Below are 19,096 nucleotides of genomic sequence, written 5' to 3'. Positions count from 1 at the left end.
AAGCTTTGTTAAAGGCCCGCAATCGGTGGGGCTCGCGAGGTGTTCGATGGTTGATGCACGGCAAACGGAGCGGGGCGCCGGTCTCTATGAACGGTTGCTGCAGCGCCTCGCCCTGGCGCTGGAGGAGGCCGACACGGCCAGTCGTCTGCATGCCGAGCCGATGCGCGAGCTGGAACTCGATGGCCTCAGTCCGGCCGAACTGGAATTGATCCGTGCCTACCTCAACCGTGACCTGCACTGGCTGCGTGGCTGGCATGCGGCGGCCGAGGAGCTGGCCCTGATCCAGCGGCAACCCATGCGCAGCGCCAAGTCCGCAGGCGGCAGGCCGCTGGGCAGGCTCAAGCCCATGGCGAAACGTCGCCAGGCACTGTGCTGCGCGCTCTGCGGTGCGCCGGTGAGCTGGCATCGGGGGCAGGATGCGCAGGCGTGTCAGGCCTGTGGCTCGAAGCTGTTTCGTAGCGGCAACCCCCGCTAGCAAATGCCTGGGCGCGACCGCGCAAGCGCTGTGCGTCTCACTCGGCATCTCAGTGACCTGCTAGGCTTGGGCGCCCCGGAGGTGCCTGATGCCGATTCGCTACATCCTCAAACAATTGCTGATGCCGCCAGGCGTGCTGCTGCTGGCGATACTGCTCGCCTGGTGGCTGCGCCGCAGGTTCCCGCGCCTGGCGACGCTGTGCTTCCTGTTCGGCTTTGGCGGGCTCTGGCTGATGAGCCTGCCCGCCGTCATGCAGTGGGGCGCCAGCCTGCTCGAACGTGAACCCGTGCTGGCCGAGGAGCAGTGGCCAGGCTTGGCGCAGCGCGCCGATGCCATTGTCATCCTGGGCGCCGGGCGCGAGCAGAACGATCCCGGCTGGGGCGGTGCCGACCAGCCGGGATTGATGGCGCTGGAGCGCCTGCGTTATGCCGCGCGCCTTGCCCGGGCCTCCGGCTTGCCACTGGCTGCGAGCGGTGGCCTGCACTATGGCCAGCCGCCCAGCGAGGCGGCGTTGATGGCCGATTCGATGGCGCGCGATTACGGCCTGACCATCCGCTGGCTGGAGGAGGACAGTCGTACCACCTGGGAGAATGCGCTGTTCAGTGCGCAGCTGCTGCAACCGCAGGGCGTCCGCCGGGTCGTGCTGGTGACCCAGGCCTGGCACATGCCACGGGCGCGCTGGTGTTTCGAGCAGGCCGGCTTCGAGGTGATCACTGCGCCCATGGGCTATCTCAGCGCGGGTTACGCCCGGCCAATGGGCGGCTGGCTGCCCGAGTCACGCGTGATCTCGCAGAGCAGTCAGCTGCTCAACGAGGCCATCGGTCTGTTCGCCTATCCGCTGGCTCATGGTCGTGACTGAGCGTGCCGGCGCCGGCTTGCCAGCGATCTTGCGAGCACCTTGGCCGCACTGATCGCCCGCAAGCGGGCTCCTGCGAAGTGTCTCTACAGCGTTTTGGCCATGCGGCTGGCCAGCAGCGCCCAGCCGAGCAGCAGGGCGCAGAGAATGGCCAGCGGCCAGATGCGCCATTGCAGGTACGGGGTCAGCCCGCGCATCGGCAGGACCTCGCCGTACAGCACACCGCGCTCGAACTGCGGCAGGCTGAACTGGATGCGGCCCTGCGGGTCGATCACCACGGTCATGCCGTTGTTGGTGGCGCGGATCATCCAGCGCCCGGCCTCCAGCGCCCGCATCTGTGCCATCTGCAGGTGCTGCAACGGGCCGATGGAGGTGCCGAACCAGGCATCGTTGCTCACCGTCAGCAGGATGTCGCTGTCCGCCGCCAGTGCCGCCGCGAATTCCGGGTAGACCACCTCGTAGCAGATGAACGGCGCGATGCTGTACCCCTTGGCCAGCAGCGGCGGCTGCTCGGCCGGCCCGCGGGCGAAGTCGGACATGGGCAGGTCGAAGAATGCGATCAGCCCGCGCAGCAGATCCTGCAGCGGCACGTATTCGCCGAACGGCACCAGTTTCTGTTTCAGGTAGGTGCCTTGGGCGTCGCCCAGGCTGGTGATCGCGTTGTAGTAGCGCTGTTCGCCGCGTTCGTTGGACTGGCGCACCGGCACGCCGGTGATCAGCGCGCTCTGGCGATCACGGGCGAAGCGATCCATCACGCCGATGTAGCCCTGGGCCAGGTCCTTGAGGACCGGGATGGCGGTTTCCGGCCAGACCAGCAGGTCCACCTGCTCCGCGCTGAAGCTGAGGTCGCGATACAGCGCCAGCTGTGCATTGAGCTGGGCAGGGTCCCACTTCATGTTCTGCTCGACGTTGCCCTGCACGGCCGCCACGCTGAGGCTGTTGCCGGAGGGGTAGGTCCAGCTGTGCCCCTGCAGTGACAGGCCGGCCACCCAGGGCGCGATGAGCAGCGCCAGGGCGGCGATGTAGCGTGGCTTGTGCGGGCGCAGTCGCTCGAGGTTGACGATCAGGGCGGCGGAGAGCGCGATCAGGAAGGACGCCAGCCACACGCCGCCGACCGGGACCAGGCCGTTCAGCGGGCCGTCGAGCTGGCTGTAGCCTGCGTAGAGCCAGGGGAAACCGGTGAGGAACCAGCCGCGAAACACTTCCTGGAGGACCCACAGTGCGGCGAATGCCAGGGCATCGGCCAGTGGCGCCTCGCTGCGCCGTAGCCAGCGCGCCCAGAGTGCGGCGGTCAGGGCGAAGAACAGGCCCAGGCCGGCGACGAAACCCAGGGTGAGGATGCCGGCCAGGGCAGGCGAGGCGGCGCCGTAGTCATGGATGCTGACGTACACCCAGCTGGTGCCGGAGGCGAACAGGCCGAAGCCGTAGCTCCAGCCGCGCAGCGCCGCCTGCTTCGGGCTCAGCTGGCGCAGCCCCAGGTAGAACAGGGCGATGGACAGCACGGCCAGTGGCCAGAGATCGAAGGGCGCCAGAGCCAGGGTGGTCAGGGCGCCGGCGCCACAGGCGAGCAGGTGGCCGGGCCAGCCCGGACGGGTGATCCATTGCAACATGAGCAGATCCTTGGATGCGGGGTGGCGCAAGGGTAGGGGGAGGGCGATGCAAGCGGCAAGCCTCAAGCCGCAAGTAAGCGCGGCTTGAGGCTGATTGTCGGGGTCTTGCGCGCCGCGACGCGCAGGACGACCGGCAGTCAGCCGCTTGCAGTCGTCAGCGACTGACCGGGGTCAGGCGCAGCAGGTGGATGCGCCGGCTGTCGGCGTTGAGCACGCGGAAGCGGAATTCGCCGATCTCGGTCACTTCGTTGCGCTTGGGCAGGTGGCCGAAGGCGTTCATCACCAGGCCGCCGACGGTGTCGTACTCGTCATCGGAGAACTCGCTGTCGAAGGTTTCGTTGAAACTGTCGATGGGCGTCAGGGCCTTGATCAGGTAATCGCCGGACGGCAGCGGCTTGATGTAGCCGTCCTCTTCGACGTCATGCTCGTCCTCGATGTCGCCGACGATCTGTTCCAGTACGTCCTCGATGGTCACCAGGCCGGCGACGCCGCCGTATTCGTCGATCACCACGGCCATGTGGTTGTGGTTGGCGCGGAACTCGCGCAGCAGCACGTTGAGGCGCTTGGACTCGGGCACGAAGGTGGCCGGGCGCAGCAGGTCCTTGATGTTGAAGCTGGGCTGCTCGCCCTGCAGGATCAGCGGCAGCAGGTCCTTGGCCAGCAGGATGCCGATGACGTCGTCGAGGCTTTCGCCGATCACCGGGTAGCGCGAGTGCGCGGCGTCGATGATGGCGGGGAGGAATTCGCGGGGAGTCTGGCTGGCCTTGATGCTGATCATCTGCGAGCGCGGCACCATGATGTCGCGTACCTGCAGGTCGGCGACCTGAATGGCGCCTTCGACGATGGTCAGCGCCTCGCTGTCGAGCAATTTGTTCTGGTGGGCATCGCGCAGGACTTCCAGCAGTTCCTGGCGGTTTCTCGGCTCATGAGCAAAAGCCTGGGTCAGCTTGTTGAACCAGGACTTCTGCTCGTTGCTCGATCGGTCTTCGCTCATGGCGTTTTACTCGGGATCCTTATCAATAGGAGATTCGTCGTCCGCATACGGGTCGGCATGACCCAGTTCGGCGAGCAATTGTCGTTCCAGATCTTCCATCTCGAGGGCTTCATCTTCCTCGATGTGGTCATAGCCCAGCAGGTGCAGGCAGCCGTGGATCACCAGGTGGGCCCAGTGTGCCTCCGGCGTCTTGCCCTGTTCGGCCGCTTCGCGCTCGACCACCGGTACGCAGATCACCAGGTCGCCCAGCAGCGGGATGTCGAGAATGCCTTCCGGCACGTCGGCGGGGAAGGACAATACGTTGGTGGCGTAGTCCTTGTGTCGCCAGGTGTGGTTGAGTTCGCGGCCCTCGGCCTCGTCGACCAGGCGGATGGTCAGCTCTGAATCGGCCGTGCGCTGGCGCAGCGCCAGTTCGCACCAGCGTCGCAGCAGGGCCGCGTCAGGATGCTGGCCGTCTGTGGCCAGCTGCAGATCCAGCTCAAGCATCCTTGCCCTCGGTCTTGCTCTGCTGGCGGGCATCGTGGCGCTCGTAGGCCTCGACGATGCGCTGCACCAGCGGGTGGCGGACCACGTCCTTGGGCAGGAAGTGGGTGAAGCTGATGCCGGGGACGTCGCGCAGCACCTCGATCACGTGCGCCAGGCCGCTCCTGGTACCGCGTGGCAGGTCGACCTGGGTGATGTCGCCGGTGATCACGGCAGTGGAGCCGAAACCGATACGGGTGAGGAACATCTTCATCTGCTCGACGGTGGTGTTCTGACTTTCGTCGAGAATGATGAAGCTATTGTTGAGCGTGCGCCCGCGCATGTAGGCCAGCGGGGCGATCTCGATCACCTGCTTTTCGATCAGCTTGGCCACGTGGTCGAAGCCGAGCATCTCGTACAGGGCGTCGTACAGCGGGCGCAGGTAGGGGTCGATCTTCTGCGCCAGATCGCCGGGCAGGAAGCCGAGCTTCTCGCCGGCTTCCACCGCCGGGCGTACCAGCAGGATGCGCCGCACCTGCTCGCGCTCCAGCGCGTCCACCGCGCAGGCCACGGCCAGGTAGGTCTTGCCGGTACCGGCGGGGCCGATGCCGAAGTTGATGTCGTTGTCGAGGATCGCCTTGACGTAGCGCTGCTGGTTGGCGCCGCGCGGCTTGATCACGCCCTTGCGCGTGCGCAGGGTCACCTGCGGGGTGTTGCTCGGGTTGACCAGCTCCTCGACCCCGGACTCCTGCAGGTACAGGTGCACCAGGTCCGGCGACAGTTCGGTGGCCTTGGTTTCGCGGTACAGCTTGCGCAGCAGGGTTTCGGCGGCCAGGGTCTTGTCGGCGCTGCCGAGCATTTCGAACTGGTTGCCACGGTTGCGGATTTCCAGGCCGAGGCGTTCCTCGATCAGGCGCAGGTGCTCGTCGAACTGGCCGCAGAGATTGGCGAAACGGCGGGCCTCGAAGGGCTCGAGGGTAAAGCGATGGGGTTCTAGAGAGGCGTTCAAGGTGATGTCGTGATCGTCACTTGGCTGGGTAGTTGAAGGCAGCATAACGCTGGCTGCCCACAACGCAAAGTGTGGGCGAGCGCGACGTTAGTGGAGGGTCTCGGCGTCCAGCAGGGTGCCACGCAGCGAGTGCGGCAGGGCATCGTCGATGTGCACGTCGACGAACTGGCCGATCAGGCGCGGGTTGCTGGCGCGGAAGTTGACGATGCGATTCTGCTCGGTGCGGCCCTGGAGCATGCCCGGGTCCTTCTTCGAGTAGTCGCTGACCAGGATGCGCTGCACCGTGCCGACCATGCGCCGGCTGTTCTCGAAGCCGTTCTGGCTGATGCGGTGCTGGAGCAGGGCCAGGCGCTGTTTCTTCACCTCGTCCGGGGTGTCGTCGAGCAGGTCGGCGGCCGGCGTGCCGGGGCGCGAGCTGTAGATGAAGGAGAAGGAGAAGTCGAAGCCGACGTCATCGATCAGCTTCATGGTCTGCTCGAAATCCTTTTCGGTCTCGCCGGGGAAGCCGACGATGAAGTCCGAGCTGATCAGGATGTCCGGCACCGCTGCGCGCAGCTTGCGGATGCGCGACTTGTACTCCAGCGCGGTGTGGTTGCGCTTCATCGCCGCGAGGATGCGGTCGGAGCCGGACTGCACCGGCAGGTGCAGGTATTTGACCAGCTGCGGAATCTCGGCGTGGGCCTGGATGATCGCGTCGGAGAACTCCAGCGGGTGGCTGGTGGTGTAGCGGATGCGCTCGATGCCGTCGAGGGCGGCCACGGCGTGCAGCAGTTCGGCGAAGTCGGCGATGCGACCATCCGGCGTCTCGCCGCGGTAGCCGTTGACGTTCTGCCCGAGCAGGGTGACTTCCTTGACGCCCTTGTCGGTGAGCTGGGTGATCTCCAGCAGCACGTCGGCCAGTGGCCGGCTGACTTCCTCGCCACGGGTGTAGGGCACCACGCAGAAGGTGCAGTACTTGCTGCAGCCTTCCATCACCGAGACGAACGCGCTGGGGCCGTCGACGCGCGGCTCGGGCAGGCGGTCGAACTTCTCGATCTCGGGGAAGCTGATGTCCACCTGGGCGGTCTTGGTCACGCGCGCGGCGTCGATCATTTCCGGCAGGCGGTGCAGGGTCTGCGGGCCGAACACCACGTCGACATAGGGCGCGCGGTCGCGAATGGCGGCGCCTTCCTGACTGGCGACGCAGCCGCCGACACCGATCACCAGGTCCGGGTTGGCCTGCTTCAGTTCGCGCCAGCGGCCGAGCTGGGAGAACACCTTGTCCTGGGCCTTCTCACGGATCGAGCAGGTATTGAGCAGGATCACGTCGGCTTCTTCGGGCTTTTCCGTAACCTCCAGGGCCTGATGCTCGCCCAGCAGGTCGACCATGCGCGAGCTGTCGTACTCGTTCATCTGGCAACCGTGGGTTTCGATATAGAGCTTCTTGGTCATGGCACTGTCTGAGGTGGTTAAAAAATGACCGCGCATTATAGGGGAGAGGCAGGCAACAGGCTACAAGCGGCGAATGGCTCCCGCGGCTCAGGTAGCCCGGATGCAATCCGGGGCGGGATGTCCTGGGGCACTGCATCCCCGGAATGCATCCGGGCTACGCTAGCTTGCAGCTTTCGGCCTTGTGCTATCCTGCGCGCCCCGTTTTTCCTGACTTCGAGTCTCCATGAGCAAGCGTGACCCCATCTACAAGGTGATTTTCCTCAACCAGGGCCAGGTGTACGAGATGTATGCCAAGCAGATCTTTCAGAGCGATCTGTGGGGCTTTCTGGAGGTGGAGGAGTTCGTCTTCGGCGAGCGTAGCCAACTGGTGGTCGACCCCAGCGAGGAGAAGCTCAAGGCGCAGTTCGAGGGCGTGGTGCGCAGCTTCGTGCCGATGCACGCGATCATCCGCATCGACGAGGTGGAGCGCCTGGGCACGGCGAAGATCAGCGAAGCCAAGGGTGGCGGCAACGTGATGCCGTTCCCCATGCCGATGCCGGACAAATAACGGCAAGAAGGCCGCAAGCCATAAGTTGCAAGTGGGTTCGGTGTAGGCGTGGCTGTTACCTGGGACTTGCCGCCTGCGGCTGCGTTTCTAGGGCAGCGGCGAGAAGGGCGAGCGACCTTCGGCGGTCTGCAGCTCCAGCAGGTAGCTGCGGAAGATCTGCCCCAGCACCTGGCTGGCGATTTCCAGCTCGTCGCGACGCATCTGCGCCGATACCAGGTCGGCGCTGTCCATGGCTTCGTCCGAGCCATTGACCGACGCCATCTTCAGGACGATATAGGCCTGCACGTTGTTGGCCGGTACGCCTTCACCACGGAAGAACATGGTGCCCAGGCGCAGTTGCGCTTCGGCGTGGCCCTGCAGCGACGCCCGCTCGAACCAGGTCAGCGCCTGCTTGAGGTCACGCGGGGTGCGCTTGCCATCGTAGTAGTACTCGCCGAGCTCGAAGGCCGCCTGCATATCGCCGCCACGCGCCATTTCCTGGCAGCTCGCCAGGGCATCGGGCATATCGTCGGGGGTGGCGTTCAGGGCGCAACTGCCGGTTGCGGGGATCAGCAGGGAGTTGCCGCCTGCGGATGCAAACAGCGGGAGGAAAAGCAACAGGCAGCCCAGTGACAGGGTGCGGCCGGTGCGGTTCATCTGGATAACGGGACCTCGGCAGTTCAGGGCGGGAGACATGCCCGGTCGACGCGATGCGTGTCGACCGGCGCATTATGGAATAAACCGCCCGCTTGTTACAAAGCCTGTTTCGTCGCACTTCCCGGCAGGCTCAGCAGCAACCAGGCCAGCAGCGGATAGGCCAGTGCAAGCAGCACGTGGAACAGGTCCACGCGCAGCAGCGGGCCGATCTTGCCCGTGCTGCCCACTCCGATGCCGGCGAGCAGGAACAGGCCCACGACACCGACGGCGGCGAGCAGTGCGCGGCGCTGCGGCCATTGCATGGCACCCGCATAGAGAATCAGCACCAGGGTAAGCAGATTCAGCGCCAGGCGGTAGTCCTTGAGGTAGCCGAGCTGGCGGAACAGCTCGAAGAAGGCGCACAGTCCGAGCAGGATGCGTCCCCAGTTCGGTCGGCTCCAGGCCCAGCCACGGCCCAGCGCCAGAGCCGCAGCGCCCAGCAGTGGCAGGCCGAGGAAGGCGCTGGCCTGACTCAGCCACAGGTGTGCGCCTTGCCAGCTCGGGTCGAAGCCGTAGCGCACCACGCCGACGCTGGCGGCCGCCGCCGGCAACAGGAAGCCCAGCAGTGCGCAGAACAGTGCCGGCTGATCGCCTTCGCCATGACGCCCGCGTGCCCGGCCGATGAGCCAGGCGCACGTGGCGCAGGCGATGGCCAGCAGGGCATCGCTGCAGGCGGTGCTGTACTGCATCAGGCTTTTTTCAGTTCGGCAAAGGCGCGCTCGGCCGCAGCGAAGGTGATCTCCAGTTCCTTGTCGCCATGGGCGATCGAGGTGAAGCCGGCTTCGAAGGCGCTTGGCGCCAGGTATACGCCACCCTCGAGCATGAGGTGGAAGAAGCGGTTGAAGCGCGCGCTGTCGCTGGCCATCACGTCGGCGAAGGTGACGATGTCGTCGGCGCCGCTGAAGTACAGGCCGAACATGGCGCCTGCCTGCGTGGTGACGAACGGAATGCCGGCGGCATCGGCACGCTCCTGCAGGCCGGCGAGCATGCGCGAGGTGTAGTCGCTCAGCTCGGCGTGGAAGCCCGGGCGGCTGATCAGCTTGAGGGTGGTCAGGCCGGCGGCCATGGCCAGCGGGTTACCCGACAGTGTACCGGCCTGGTAGACCGGGCCGAGCGGGGCGATGCATTCCATGATCGCGCGCTTGCCGCCGAAGCAGCCGACCGGCATGCCGCCGCCGATGATCTTGCCGAAGGTGGTCAGGTCGGGGTCGACGCCGTAATGCGCCTGGGCGCCGCCGAGGGCGACGCGGAAACCGGTCATCACTTCGTCGAAGATCAGCACCACGCCGTGCTTGTCGCACTGCTCGCGCAGGCCCTGGAGGAAGCCCGGCGCCGGCGGTACGCAGTTCATGTTGCCGGCCACCGGCTCGACGATGATGCACGCCACTTCGTTGCCGACCTGGGCCAGGCACTCGGCCACGGCGTCGATGTCGTTGAAGGGCAGGGTCAGGGTGTGCTTGGCGAAGGCCGCCGGTACGCCGGCAGAGTTCGGCACGCCCTGGGTCAGGGCGCCGGAGCCGGCCTTGACCAGCAGGCTGTCGGAGTGACCGTGGTAGCAGCCCTCGAACTTGATGATGCTGTCGCGGCCGGTGTAGCCACGGGCCAGGCGGATGGCGCTCATGGTCGCCTCGGTGCCGGAGCTGACCATGCGCACCATCTCCATCGACGGCACCAGGCCGCACACCAGCTCGGCCATCTCGGTCTCGAGCGCGGTCGGTGCGCCGTAGGAGAGGCCGTGGTCGAGCTGGCGACGGACCGAGTCGAGCACTTCAGGATGGCTGTGGCCGAGGATCATCGGGCCCCAGGAGCCGACGTAGTCGACGTAGCGCTTGTCGTCTTCATCGACCACGTACGCGCCTTCGGCATGCTTGAAGAACAGCGGGGTACCGCCGACGCTGCGGAAGGCGCGTACCGGCGAATTGACGCCGCCGGGGATGTGCTTCTGGGCGTTGGCGAAGAGGATCTCGGAGCGGGACATGACGGGTTCTCTCTACAAAAGGGTCAATCGAACAGCGCCGTGAAGGCGCGGGCGCGGTCTTCCACCTCGGAGGCGGAGTCCGCAGCGAACAGGGCGTGGATCACGGCGACCATGCTGGCGCCACGGGCGATCAGGCCGGGGGCGGTGTCCAGGCTCACGCCACCGATGGCGACGATGGGCCGGTCGAAGCGCGCACGGGCCTGATCCAGCAGCTCCACGGTGGCGGCAGGGGCGCCGGGTTTGGTGTTGGAGTTGAAGAAGCGTCCGAAGGCGATGTAGCTGGCGCCCTCGGCTACGGCGCGCTCGGCCAGCTCCAGTTGGGCATGGCAGGTGCCGCCGATCACGCAGTCGCCGCCCAGGCGGGCACGGGCCGCGGCCAGCGAACCGTCGCCCTGTCCCAGGTGCAGGCCCACGCCCAGGCGTGCGGCCAGCTCCAGGTCGTCGTTGATGATCAGCGTGGCACCGTGGCGCTGGCACAGCTCGGCCAGCGCCTGGGCCTCATCGAAACGGCGGGCGTCGTCGCCGGACTTGTCGCGGTACTGCAGCAGGCGCGCGCCACCGCGCAAGGCCGCCTCGGCGTAGGGCAGCAGCTTGCCGCCGGCCAGCAGCGGGGTGTCGGTGATGGCGTAAAGGCCGCGCAAGGTCATGCGCCGAAGTCCAGGGGCAGGCGGCGCGGCACGTACTGGCCGTGACCCGGCTGTTCGGCGTCGCGCAGGGTGCGCCAGGTGTAGTCGAGGGCGCTGCGCACGGCGCTGACCAGTTCCTCGCCCAGGGCCAGGCGGCCCGCGAGCGTGCTGGCCAGGGTGCAGCCGGAACCGTGGTAGCTGCCGGGCAGGCGGGCGCAGGTGAAGGTGTGGCGGCTGCCATCGCGGCCGTACAGGCGGTTGTGCACCTCGGCTTCGTCGCCGTGGCCGCCGGTGATCAGCAGGTGTTCGATGAAGGGCAACAGCTTGTCGGCGCACGCGTCGGCGCTGCCGTCTGGCAGTTCGGCGAGGATACGGGCTTCCGGCAGGTTCGGTGTGGCGATGGTGGACACGGCGAACAGCCGCTCGCGCATGGCGTAGCCGACGTCGTCCCTGCCCAGCGAGCCGCCGCCGCCGGCACGCAGCACCGGGTCGCAGACCAGCGGTACGCCGGGCAGCTGGCTCATCACCTCGAGCACGGTATCGACCATCTCCACCGAACCGAGCATGCCCAGCTTGACCGCCGCGACCGGCAGGTCGGCGATCACGGCGCGGGCCTGGGCCAGCACCCAGTCGCGGTCGAGCACGCGGAAGTCGCTGACATTGACCGTGTCCTGCACGGTCAGCGCGGTTACCGTCGGGGCGGCGTGGCAACCCTGGGCGAGCAGGGCTTCGATATCGGCCTGCAGGCCGGCACCACCGCTGGGGTCGTGGCCGGACATGCAGAGCACTACGGGGCGGGAGTTTGGCGTTTTCATGGTGCGCGAGCTTATCACTAACCAGGCTCAGGCGGCTGCACGGCATGCCTGGCATTAGCCTTTCTGATTCTCGTCTGTATTGGCGTTCGCCTGCCTGGAAGTGGCATCATGCGCGGTCCTGCCGCCTTGCCCGATTGCTGCCGATGCCTCTGCGTACCTGCCTGATCATGATGACCGCCCTGGCGGTGATCACCGATAACCTGATCATCCCGTTCTACCCACAGTATTTCGCCGAGCGCTTCGGCAATCCGCCGGAACAGTACGTCGGCCTCTACCTGGCCGTGGTCAGCCTGGTGGTGATGGCGGTGTTTCCGCTCTGGGCGCGCCTGGCCAAGCGCGTGCACCCGGTGCGGATCCTGATCAGCGCGCAGTTCATGGCCGGCAGCCTCACCGCTGCCTGCTACTTCATCGACTCGCTGCCGCTGTTCTGGGTGGTGTCGCTGGTAATGGTGCTGTTCAAGGGCAGCTACCTGCTGATGTACCCCTACGTGATGAGCCTGCAGCAGCAGGACAACCACACGCAGACCATCGGCACGCTGTCGGTGGTGGTGCACTTCGGTGCCATTCTCGGTGCCGCGCTGGGTGGCCTGGTCCTGCAGGTCATGAACATCGGCGATGTGTTCCTGGTGATGGCGGCCGGCGATTTCATCCAGATGGCCATCTGCATGCACCTGGTGCGCGGCTACCTGCCCGCGCCCGGCGAGCAGCCGGCGAGCGACGAGGCGCCGGTGCGCAACACGGCGCGCAGCCTGCCGGCCATCTACCGGCTGTGCGTGGTGATGCTGCTGTTCTACTGCGTGGGTTACATCACTCGCCCGTTCTTCGCCGTGTACTGGCAGCAGGTGGTGCACTGGAACAGCGAGATGGCCGCTGGCTTCGTCTATTCCCTGCCGGGAGCGGTGGCCGTGCTGGCACTGTGGTGGGGGCGTCGTGCGACCCGGCAGGGCAACACCCGTGACGGCATCCTCGCCGGCCTGCTGCTGGGCGCCGTTGCCACCTTCATCCAGGGCTTCGCCGACCAGTGGCTGATCCTGCTCGGGCGGGTGCTGTTCGGCTGGGCGCTGTATCAGGTCACGGTGCGCCTCGATGCGCTGCTGTTCGAGCTGAGCTCGCCGGAGCACTACGCGGTGGACTTCAGCAAGATCAACATCTTCCAGTGCCTGGGCAACATGGGCTCGGCCTACGGTGCCGGCCTGCTGGTCAGTCATTACGGCCAGGTCGTGCCGTTCTGGGTGGGGGCGGCCGGCCTGGTGCTGACGGCTGCGCTGTTCCCCTTGCTGGTGCGCAAGCCCGGCACGGCGTGAGACTTCAGTGGCGAATGATAATTTGATGCATATGCGTATCGATGATTAAATTCGCCCCTCTTTATCTCATGTCGCCCGGATTCGTCGCGATGCCCGACCTTCACCCCCTGTTCGATGTGACCGTGCGCAGCCTGGCGGGGACCTCGTCGTGCTGAAGCTGCGTGATATCGAAGTGCGCCGTGGCGAGCGGGTGACCCTGGCCCTGGACGAGCTGCATCTCGAGGGTGATCGCTTTACCGTGATCCTCGGCCACAACGGCTCGGGCAAATCCACCCTGATGAACCTGCTGGCGCGTCAGCTGGAGCCGACGCGTGGCAGCCTGCTGCTCGACGATCAGCCCCTGGCGCGCTTCTCCGCCCGTGACTTCGCCCGGCGCGTGGCGTTCCTCCCGCAACATCTGCCGGACGTCGCCGGGCTGACCGTGCGCGAGCTGGTGCGCCTGGGACGCTTCCCCTGGCGCGGCCTGCTCGGCCGCTGGCGCGCCGAGGACCATGCGGCGGTCGATCAGGCACTGGCGCAGACCGATGTTGCCCACTACGCCGAGCAGCTGGCTGACGGCCTGTCCGGTGGCGAGCGGCAGCGGGCATGGATTGCCATGCTGCTGGCCCAGCATTCGCCGCTGCTGCTGCTCGACGAGCCGACCTCCGCGCTGGACCTGGCCCACCAGTACGAGCTGATGGGCCTGCTGCGCCAGCTCAACCGCGACAGCGGTCGTGGCATCGTCGCCATCCTGCATGACATCAACCTTACCGCACGGCATGCCGACCGGGTGATCGCGCTGAAGCAGGGACGCATCTTCTTCGATGGCAGCCCGGACGAGCTGCTCGACGGGCCGCTGCTCAGCCAGCTCTACGACATCGACATCGAACTGATCGAGCAGCCCGGCGGCGCCCGCAAGATTGCCGTGGTGGCCTGAACGTGGCGGCAGTCTCGGCGCCGGCACGCCACGTTCTGACACTGCTCGCGCTGCTGCCGCTGATGCTGGTGCACCTGTGGCTGGCGGCCGAGGTCGCGCCGCTGGAGCTGTGGGCGCTGCTGGGCGCGCCGGCGCAGAGCTTCGCGTTCCTCCAGCTGCAGCTGTCGGCGTTGCCCAGGCTGAGCATGGCGTTGCTGACGGGCGCGGCGCTGGGCCTGTCCGGCAGCCTGTTGCAGCAGATCACGCAGAATCGCCTGGTGTCGCCGATGACCATTGGCGCTTCGTCCGGCGCCTGGCTGGGGCTGGTCCTGGCCACGCTGCTGCTGCCCGCCTTCGCCGCCGAGCAGGGGCAGTGGGCGGCCCTCGGCGGTGCCCTGGTGGCCGTCGGCCTGGTGCTGCTGATCGCCGGTCGCAGCGGTATCGGCGGCCTGCCGCTGGTGCTCGGTGGCATGGCGATGAACCTGCTGCTGGGAGCGCTGGCAGCGGGACTGGTGCTGATCAACAACCAGTACACTCAGGGCCTGTTCGTCTGGGGCGCGGGTGACCTGGCGCAGATCGACTGGCACTGGGTGCAATGGCTGTGGCCCAAGTTGCTGCTGGCGCTGCCCGTGCTGGTCCTGGCGCCGCGTCCGCTGAGCCTGCTGCAGCTGGGTGGCGACGCCGCCCAGGCGCGCGGCCTGGCGCTGTGGCCGGTGATGCTGGCGCTGTTCCTGGCGGCGCTGTGGCTGTGCTCGGTGTCGATCACGGCGGTCGGCCTGATCGGCTTCATCGGCCTGCTCACGCCCAACCTGGCGCGCCTGCTCGGTGCCCGCAGTGCACGCGACGAACTGCTCTACAGCACCTTGCTCGGCGCCTTGTTGCTGCTCGCCACCGACGCACTGGCGCTGCTGGCCAATCATATCGGCGGCCAGCTGGTGCCCAGTGGTGCGGCTGCCGCGCTGATCGGGGCGCCGGTGCTGCTGTGGATGGCCCGTCGGCACCTGGCGGCCGAAGACCCGCATGGCCTGCAGTTGCCGGCAGGGGCCGAGCGCTTCGGCTGGCGCAGCGCGCTGTGGGTGGCGGCGTTCGCCCTGCTGGCGCTGACGCTGGCGCTGACGCTGGCACTGGGGCTGGCCCGTGGCCTGGACGGCTGGCGTCTGCAGTGGCCGTCGGCGCTGGTCTGGTCGCTGCGCTGGCCGCGTGTGCTGACCGCCGCGTCGGCGGGGGCGGGCCTGGCGATATCCGGCCTGCTGCTGCAGCGCCTGCTGCGCAACCCGCTGGCCAGCCCGGACATCCTCGGTCTGTCGGCCGGCGCCACCCTGGCAGTGATGGTGGCGCTGATGCTGTTCGGCGGCGGTGTGCTCGGCGCCGTGGCCCCGCTGGCGGCCTTCCTCGGCAGCCTGGCGGTGCTGATCGTGCTGATGCTGCTCGGCCGACGGCATCGCTACTCCCCGGCGTTGATGGCGCTGCTGGGCATCTCTCTCGGTGCGCTGCTCAATGCCGCGCTGCAGTTCGTGCTGGCCAAGGGCTCGGGGGACTCCTTCGCGCTGCTGGGCTGGCTGGCCGGCTCCACCTACCGCTCCACGCCCGCGCAGGCGCTGTGGCTGAGCGCCGGTGTGCTGTTGCTGGGCGGCCTGGCCGCAGTGTTCCAGCGTGCCTTGACGCTGATCGGGATCGGCGACGGCGTGGCGGCCAGCCGTGGCCTGGACGTGCCGCGCCTGCGCCTGGCGCTGCTGGTCCTGGTGGCGCTGCTCTGCGCGCTGGTCACCAGCCTGCTCGGGCCGGTGGCCTTTCTCGGCCTGCTGGCGCCGCACATCGCCGTACTGCTCGGGGCGCGGCGGGTGCTGCCGCAACTGCTGCTGGCGGCGGCGCTGGGCGCGGTGCTGATGCTGCTGGCGGACTGGGCCGGGCGCACGCTGATCTTCCCGTTGCAGATTCCGGTGGGCATCGTCGCCTCGGTACTGTGCGGCGCCTACTTCGTGTACCTGCTGATTCGCGGGAGGCTGGCATGAGAGCCGGATTGTTCGGTCTGCTGCTGCTCTGGCTGACGCCCCTGTGGGCCCAGGATGCGCCGCGGGTCGCGGCGCTGAGCTGGGAGGCGGCGGAGCACCTGCTGATGCTCGACGTCACGCCGCTGACCGTCGCCGATGCCGGCGACTATCGCACCTGGGTGGTACGGCCGACCCTGCCGGATGGCGTGCCGTCGGCCGGCTCGCGTCTGGAGCCGAATCTCGAGTTGCTGGCCGAGCTGCGGCCACAGCTGATCGTCATCGCGCCCCAGCTCGAAGACATCCGTCCGTTGCTCGAACGCATCGCGCCAGTGCAGCTGTACCCGGGCTTCGGCCAGCAGCACGACAACCAGCAGGCGCAGCGCGAAGCATTCCTCGATCTGGCGCGTGCCCTTGGGCGTGAGGCGCTGGCCAGGCGTCGCCTGCAGGCGATGGATGCCGAACTGGTGCAGCTGCGTGAGCGGCTGCAGGTGCATTTCGCGGGGCAGCTGCCGGCGGTGACGGTGATTCGCTTCTCCTCGCCGGCAGCCGCCTTCATCAACGGTCCCAATTCCATGCCGCAGCATGCGCTGACGCTGCTCGGCCTGCAGCCGGCGCTGCAGCTGGAGCCCAGCCCCTGGGGCATCACCCAGGTGCCCATCACCACGCTGGGGCATATCGAGCGCGGCGTGGTCCTGCACATCGAGCCCTTCGCCCAGGAGGCGCAACTGTTCGCGTCGCCGCTGTGGCAGGCGATGCCTTTCGTGCGGGGTGGACGCTTCGCCGCGATGCCCTCGACCTGGACCTACGGTGGGGTGTTTTCCCTGCAGTACCTGGCCGAATCCATCAGTGGGGCATTGCTTAAACTGCCTGCCGAATCTGGCAAATAGCCTCGACAGTCCCTAGAGTAGGGCGATTCGAATATAAGTCTGCCCTGCGTGGCGATATCGATCATGGGCTGATGGGAGTCCGATATCGTTCGACAGGTGATAGTGGAGTCGTATGTCCCGGCTGCTCGCGCTCGTCATGAGCCTCGTTTTTTCCTCGCTCGTGGGCGCTGTCACCTTCGACGAACAGGTGCGTGCCCTGCCGCTGGGGCAGAGCATGTACGTCTTCGAAGACGTGCGCGGTGATGCCAGCATCGACGACGTTTCCTCGCAGGCGGTGCAGGGCAGCTTTCGCCTGCATGACAAGCCCGTGCTCAATGCCGGCTATTCGCGCTCGGTGTTCTGGTTGCGCCTGGACCTGCAGTACCTGCCCCGGCAGGAGCAGGGCGCGCGCAGCTGGCTGCTGGAACTGGCCTACCCGCCGCTCGACCATCTGGAACTCTACCTGCCCGATGACAGCGGCAGTTTCGCCCTGGCCCAGCGCACCGGCGACGCACTGCCATTCGACAGCCGGCAGATTCGCCAGAACAACTACCTGTTCGAGCTGAGCCTCGAACCGGGGCAGACCAAGCGCATCTACCTGCGCCTGGAGAGCCAGGGCTCGATCCAGGCGCCGCTGACCCTGTGGTCGCCCAATGCCTACCTGGAAGAGCAGCCAGGGCGCATCTACGTGCTCGGCATCATCTACGGCGTGCTGCTGGTGATGCTGGTGTACAACCTGTTCATCTTCCTCAGCGTGCGCGACACCAGCTACCTCTACTACATCCTCTACATCGCCTCGTTCGGCCTGTACCAGATCTCGGTCAACGGTGCCGGCATCGAGTACTTCTGGCCCGACAGTCCCTGGTGGGCGAATGCCGCGACGCCATTTCTGATTGGCTCCGCCGCGCTGTTCGGCTGTCAGTTCGCCCGCAGTTTCCTGCACACCGCCGAGCACAGCCCGTGGGTCGACCGCCTGCTGCTGGTGCTCATGGCCTGTGGTGCCGCAGTCATGATCCTGGCGCTGTGCATCAGCTACGCCACGGCCCTGCGCCTGGCCACCTACCTGGCCCTGCTGTTCACCGTGGTGATCTTCGCGGCCGGCATCCTGGCCTGGCTGCGCGGCATGCGTGTGGCGCGCTACTTCATCTTCGCCTGGACCGCCTTCCTCGTCGGCGGCATCGTCAACACGCTGATGGTGCTGGGCTATGTGCCCAACGTCTTTCTCACCATGTACGCCAGCCAGATCGGCTCTGCGCTGGAGGTCGGCCTGTTGTCGCTGGCGCTGGCCGACCGCATCAACGCGATGAAGGAAGAGCGCACGCGCATCCTGCAGGAGGCCGGGCGCAAGCTGGAGGCGCTGAACCAGGAGCTGGCGGACAGCAACCGCTTCAAGGACGAATTCCTCGCCACCGTCACCCATGAGCTGCGTACGCCGATGAATGGCGTGATCGGCTCGCTGGAGCTGATGCAGACGGTGAAGATGGACGTCGAACTGGAGCAGTACCAGAAGACGGCTGCCGCCTCGGCGCGCGACATGATGCGCATGGTCAACGACATCCTCGCCCTCACCGAACTGCAGGCCGGCAAGCTCTACCCCCGGCGCGACGCCTTCAGCCTGCGCGGGCTGCTCGACGGGCTGTGCGCCCAGTACGCCCCGCGCGCCGAGGACAAGGGGCTGAGTTTCACTCTGGAGCTGGATGACAGCCTGCCGGACACCCTCGAAGGGGACGCCGCCAAGCTGGCGCAGGCGCTGGGCTACCTGCTGGACAACGCCATCAAGTTCACCAGCGAGGGCGGCGTGACCCTGGAAGTCGGCCGGGCCGGCAGCATTGGCAGCAACCTGCCGCTCAGCGTGGTGGTCAGCGACAGCGGGATCGGCTTCGCCCATGTCGAGGGGGACCTCTACCAGCGTTTCCACCAGCTCGACGGCTCCATGACCCGCAAATATGGCGGACTCGGCATTGGCCTGGCGATCTGCCGGCACCTGGTCGACCTGCTCGGCGGCAGCCTCAGCCACGAGTCGCAACCCGGCGTTGGCAGCCGCTTTCGCCTCAACGTGCCGCTGACCTTGCCCGAGCAGCCTGTCACGCCGGTCGCCCGTTTGCCGCGCCAGTCGAGTGGTACGGTGCAGCGCCAGGCGCAGCAGTGCACGGTGCTGATCGTCGAGGACAACGCGATCAACCAACTGGTGACACGCGGCATGCTGCTCAAGCTCGGCTACCGCGTGCGCACGGCCGACAACGGCGCGGAGGCTTTGACGCTGCTGCGCGAAGAGTCCGTGGATGCCGTGCTGCTGGATTGCCAGATGCCGGTCATGGACGGCTTCGCCACCTGCCGGGCGATCCGTGCCCTGCCTGGCTGCGCCGAGGTGCCGGTGCTGGCGATCACCGCGCACAGCCACAGCGGCGATCGCGAACGCTGCCTGGCCGCCGGCATGAGCGACTACCTGGCCAAGCCGGTCAAGTTCGAGGAACTGCGCGTGCTGCTGCACGACTGGGTGTTGTGCCGCCCGGCGGCAGTTTCCGGCGGCTCCGCGCCGCTCTGAGGGACACTCGGGTGCCG

General features: G+C 67.1%; 18 protein-coding genes. 8 read left to right on the top strand and 10 right to left on the bottom strand.

The window, feature by feature from the left end:
• Window positions 1-46: 46 nt before the first annotated feature.
• Window positions 47-475, top strand: coding sequence for a hypothetical protein (locus EWH21_RS20810; RefSeq protein WP_277699229.1), 429 nt, complete (start codon window positions 47-49; stop codon window positions 473-475).
• Between the two features lie 88 nt (window positions 476-563).
• Entirely contained in the window at window positions 564-1,334 is a 771-nt protein-coding gene (locus EWH21_RS20805; protein WP_277699228.1) for a YdcF family protein, read from the top strand.
• Window positions 1,335-1,417: 83 nt separating this feature from the next.
• Here the strand turns inward: EWH21_RS20805 and lnt are convergent, their stop codons facing one another.
• The 5 genes from lnt to miaB all read right to left on the bottom strand — a co-directional run bounded on the left by lnt (window position 1,418) and on the right by miaB (window position 6,837).
• Entirely contained in the window at window positions 1,418-2,941 is a 1,524-nt protein-coding gene (gene lnt / locus EWH21_RS20800; protein WP_152489629.1) for an apolipoprotein N-acyltransferase, read from the bottom strand.
• 154 nt (window positions 2,942-3,095) lie between these two features.
• Complete coding sequence (locus tag EWH21_RS20795) at window positions 3,096-3,935, bottom strand: HlyC/CorC family transporter (protein ID WP_047584688.1); 840 nt, start codon at window positions 3,933-3,935, stop codon at window positions 3,096-3,098.
• A 6-nt stretch (window positions 3,936-3,941) separates the two neighbouring features.
• A complete protein-coding gene (ybeY, locus tag EWH21_RS20790; RefSeq protein WP_047584690.1) occupies window positions 3,942-4,421 on the bottom strand; it encodes an rRNA maturation RNase YbeY in 480 nt (159 codons plus the stop codon).
• Window positions 4,414-5,406, bottom strand: a complete 993-nt coding sequence (locus EWH21_RS20785; RefSeq protein WP_047584692.1) for a PhoH family protein — start codon at window positions 5,404-5,406, stop codon at window positions 4,414-4,416. Before EWH21_RS20785 ends, ybeY begins: the two co-directional genes overlap by 8 nt.
• Window positions 5,407-5,493: 87 nt before the next feature.
• Complete coding sequence (gene miaB / locus EWH21_RS20780; protein WP_047584694.1) at window positions 5,494-6,837, bottom strand: tRNA (N6-isopentenyl adenosine(37)-C2)-methylthiotransferase MiaB; 1,344 nt, start codon at window positions 6,835-6,837, stop codon at window positions 5,494-5,496.
• A 223-nt stretch (window positions 6,838-7,060) separates the two neighbouring features.
• Here miaB and EWH21_RS20775 point away from each other — a divergent pair, with 223 nt between their 5' ends.
• Complete coding sequence (locus EWH21_RS20775; RefSeq protein WP_004424773.1) at window positions 7,061-7,384, top strand: DUF1820 family protein; 324 nt, start codon at window positions 7,061-7,063, stop codon at window positions 7,382-7,384.
• 87 nt (window positions 7,385-7,471) lie between these two features.
• Here the strand turns inward: EWH21_RS20775 and EWH21_RS20770 are convergent, their stop codons facing one another.
• The 5 genes from EWH21_RS20770 to EWH21_RS20750 form a co-directional block, all read right to left on the bottom strand.
• A complete protein-coding gene (locus tag EWH21_RS20770; protein WP_037051613.1) occupies window positions 7,472-8,020 on the bottom strand; it encodes a tetratricopeptide repeat protein in 549 nt (182 codons plus the stop codon).
• 95 nt (window positions 8,021-8,115) lie between these two features.
• Entirely contained in the window at window positions 8,116-8,748 is a 633-nt protein-coding gene (locus EWH21_RS20765) for a hypothetical protein (RefSeq protein ID WP_277699227.1), read from the bottom strand.
• Window positions 8,748-10,037, bottom strand: coding sequence for a glutamate-1-semialdehyde 2,1-aminomutase (gene hemL, locus EWH21_RS20760; protein WP_037051619.1), 1,290 nt, complete (start codon window positions 10,035-10,037; stop codon window positions 8,748-8,750). The genes EWH21_RS20765 and hemL overlap by 1 nt, the downstream gene beginning before the upstream one ends.
• 23 nt (window positions 10,038-10,060) lie before the next feature.
• Complete coding sequence (gene thiE / locus EWH21_RS20755) at window positions 10,061-10,684, bottom strand: thiamine phosphate synthase (protein WP_277699226.1); 624 nt, start codon at window positions 10,682-10,684, stop codon at window positions 10,061-10,063.
• Window positions 10,681-11,478 carry a hydroxymethylpyrimidine/phosphomethylpyrimidine kinase gene (locus EWH21_RS20750; protein WP_277699225.1) on the bottom strand — a complete coding sequence of 266 codons (798 nt, stop codon included), beginning with the start codon at window positions 11,476-11,478 and terminating at the stop codon, window positions 10,681-10,683. The genes thiE and EWH21_RS20750 overlap by 4 nt, the downstream gene beginning before the upstream one ends.
• A 143-nt stretch (window positions 11,479-11,621) precedes the next feature.
• On the opposite strand from EWH21_RS20750, the gene EWH21_RS20745 reads away from it, so the two are divergent.
• The 5 genes from EWH21_RS20745 (at window position 11,622) to EWH21_RS20725 (ending at window position 19,079) form a co-directional block, all read left to right on the top strand.
• Entirely contained in the window at window positions 11,622-12,782 is a 1,161-nt protein-coding gene (locus EWH21_RS20745) for an MFS transporter (RefSeq protein ID WP_277699224.1), read from the top strand.
• A 148-nt stretch (window positions 12,783-12,930) separates the two neighbouring features.
• On the top strand, window positions 12,931-13,698 hold the full coding sequence (locus EWH21_RS20740; RefSeq protein WP_277699223.1) for an ABC transporter ATP-binding protein: 768 nt from the start codon (window positions 12,931-12,933) through the stop codon (window positions 13,696-13,698).
• 2 nt (window positions 13,699-13,700) lie between these two features.
• On the top strand, window positions 13,701-15,689 hold the full coding sequence (fhuB, locus tag EWH21_RS20735) for a Fe(3+)-hydroxamate ABC transporter permease FhuB (RefSeq protein WP_277699222.1): 1,989 nt from the start codon (window positions 13,701-13,703) through the stop codon (window positions 15,687-15,689).
• Entirely contained in the window at window positions 15,686-16,555 is an 870-nt protein-coding gene (locus EWH21_RS20730) for an ABC transporter substrate-binding protein (protein WP_277699221.1), read from the top strand. The genes fhuB and EWH21_RS20730 overlap by 4 nt, the downstream gene beginning before the upstream one ends.
• A gap of 136 nt (window positions 16,556-16,691) precedes the next feature.
• The gene (locus EWH21_RS20725; RefSeq protein WP_277699220.1) at window positions 16,692-19,079 is read left to right on the top strand and encodes a hybrid sensor histidine kinase/response regulator; all 2,388 of its coding nucleotides are present in this window, start codon (window positions 16,692-16,694) and stop codon (window positions 19,077-19,079) included.
• Window positions 19,080-19,096 lie beyond the last annotated feature (17 nt).

This window comes from Pseudomonas sp. REST10 (assembly GCF_029542605.1).
GTDB classification, from domain to species: Bacteria; Pseudomonadota; Gammaproteobacteria; order Pseudomonadales; family Pseudomonadaceae; genus Aquipseudomonas; species Aquipseudomonas khazarica.
Note: the sequence above shows the minus strand (reverse complement) of the source record. Positions and strands in the feature narration are given on the sequence as shown.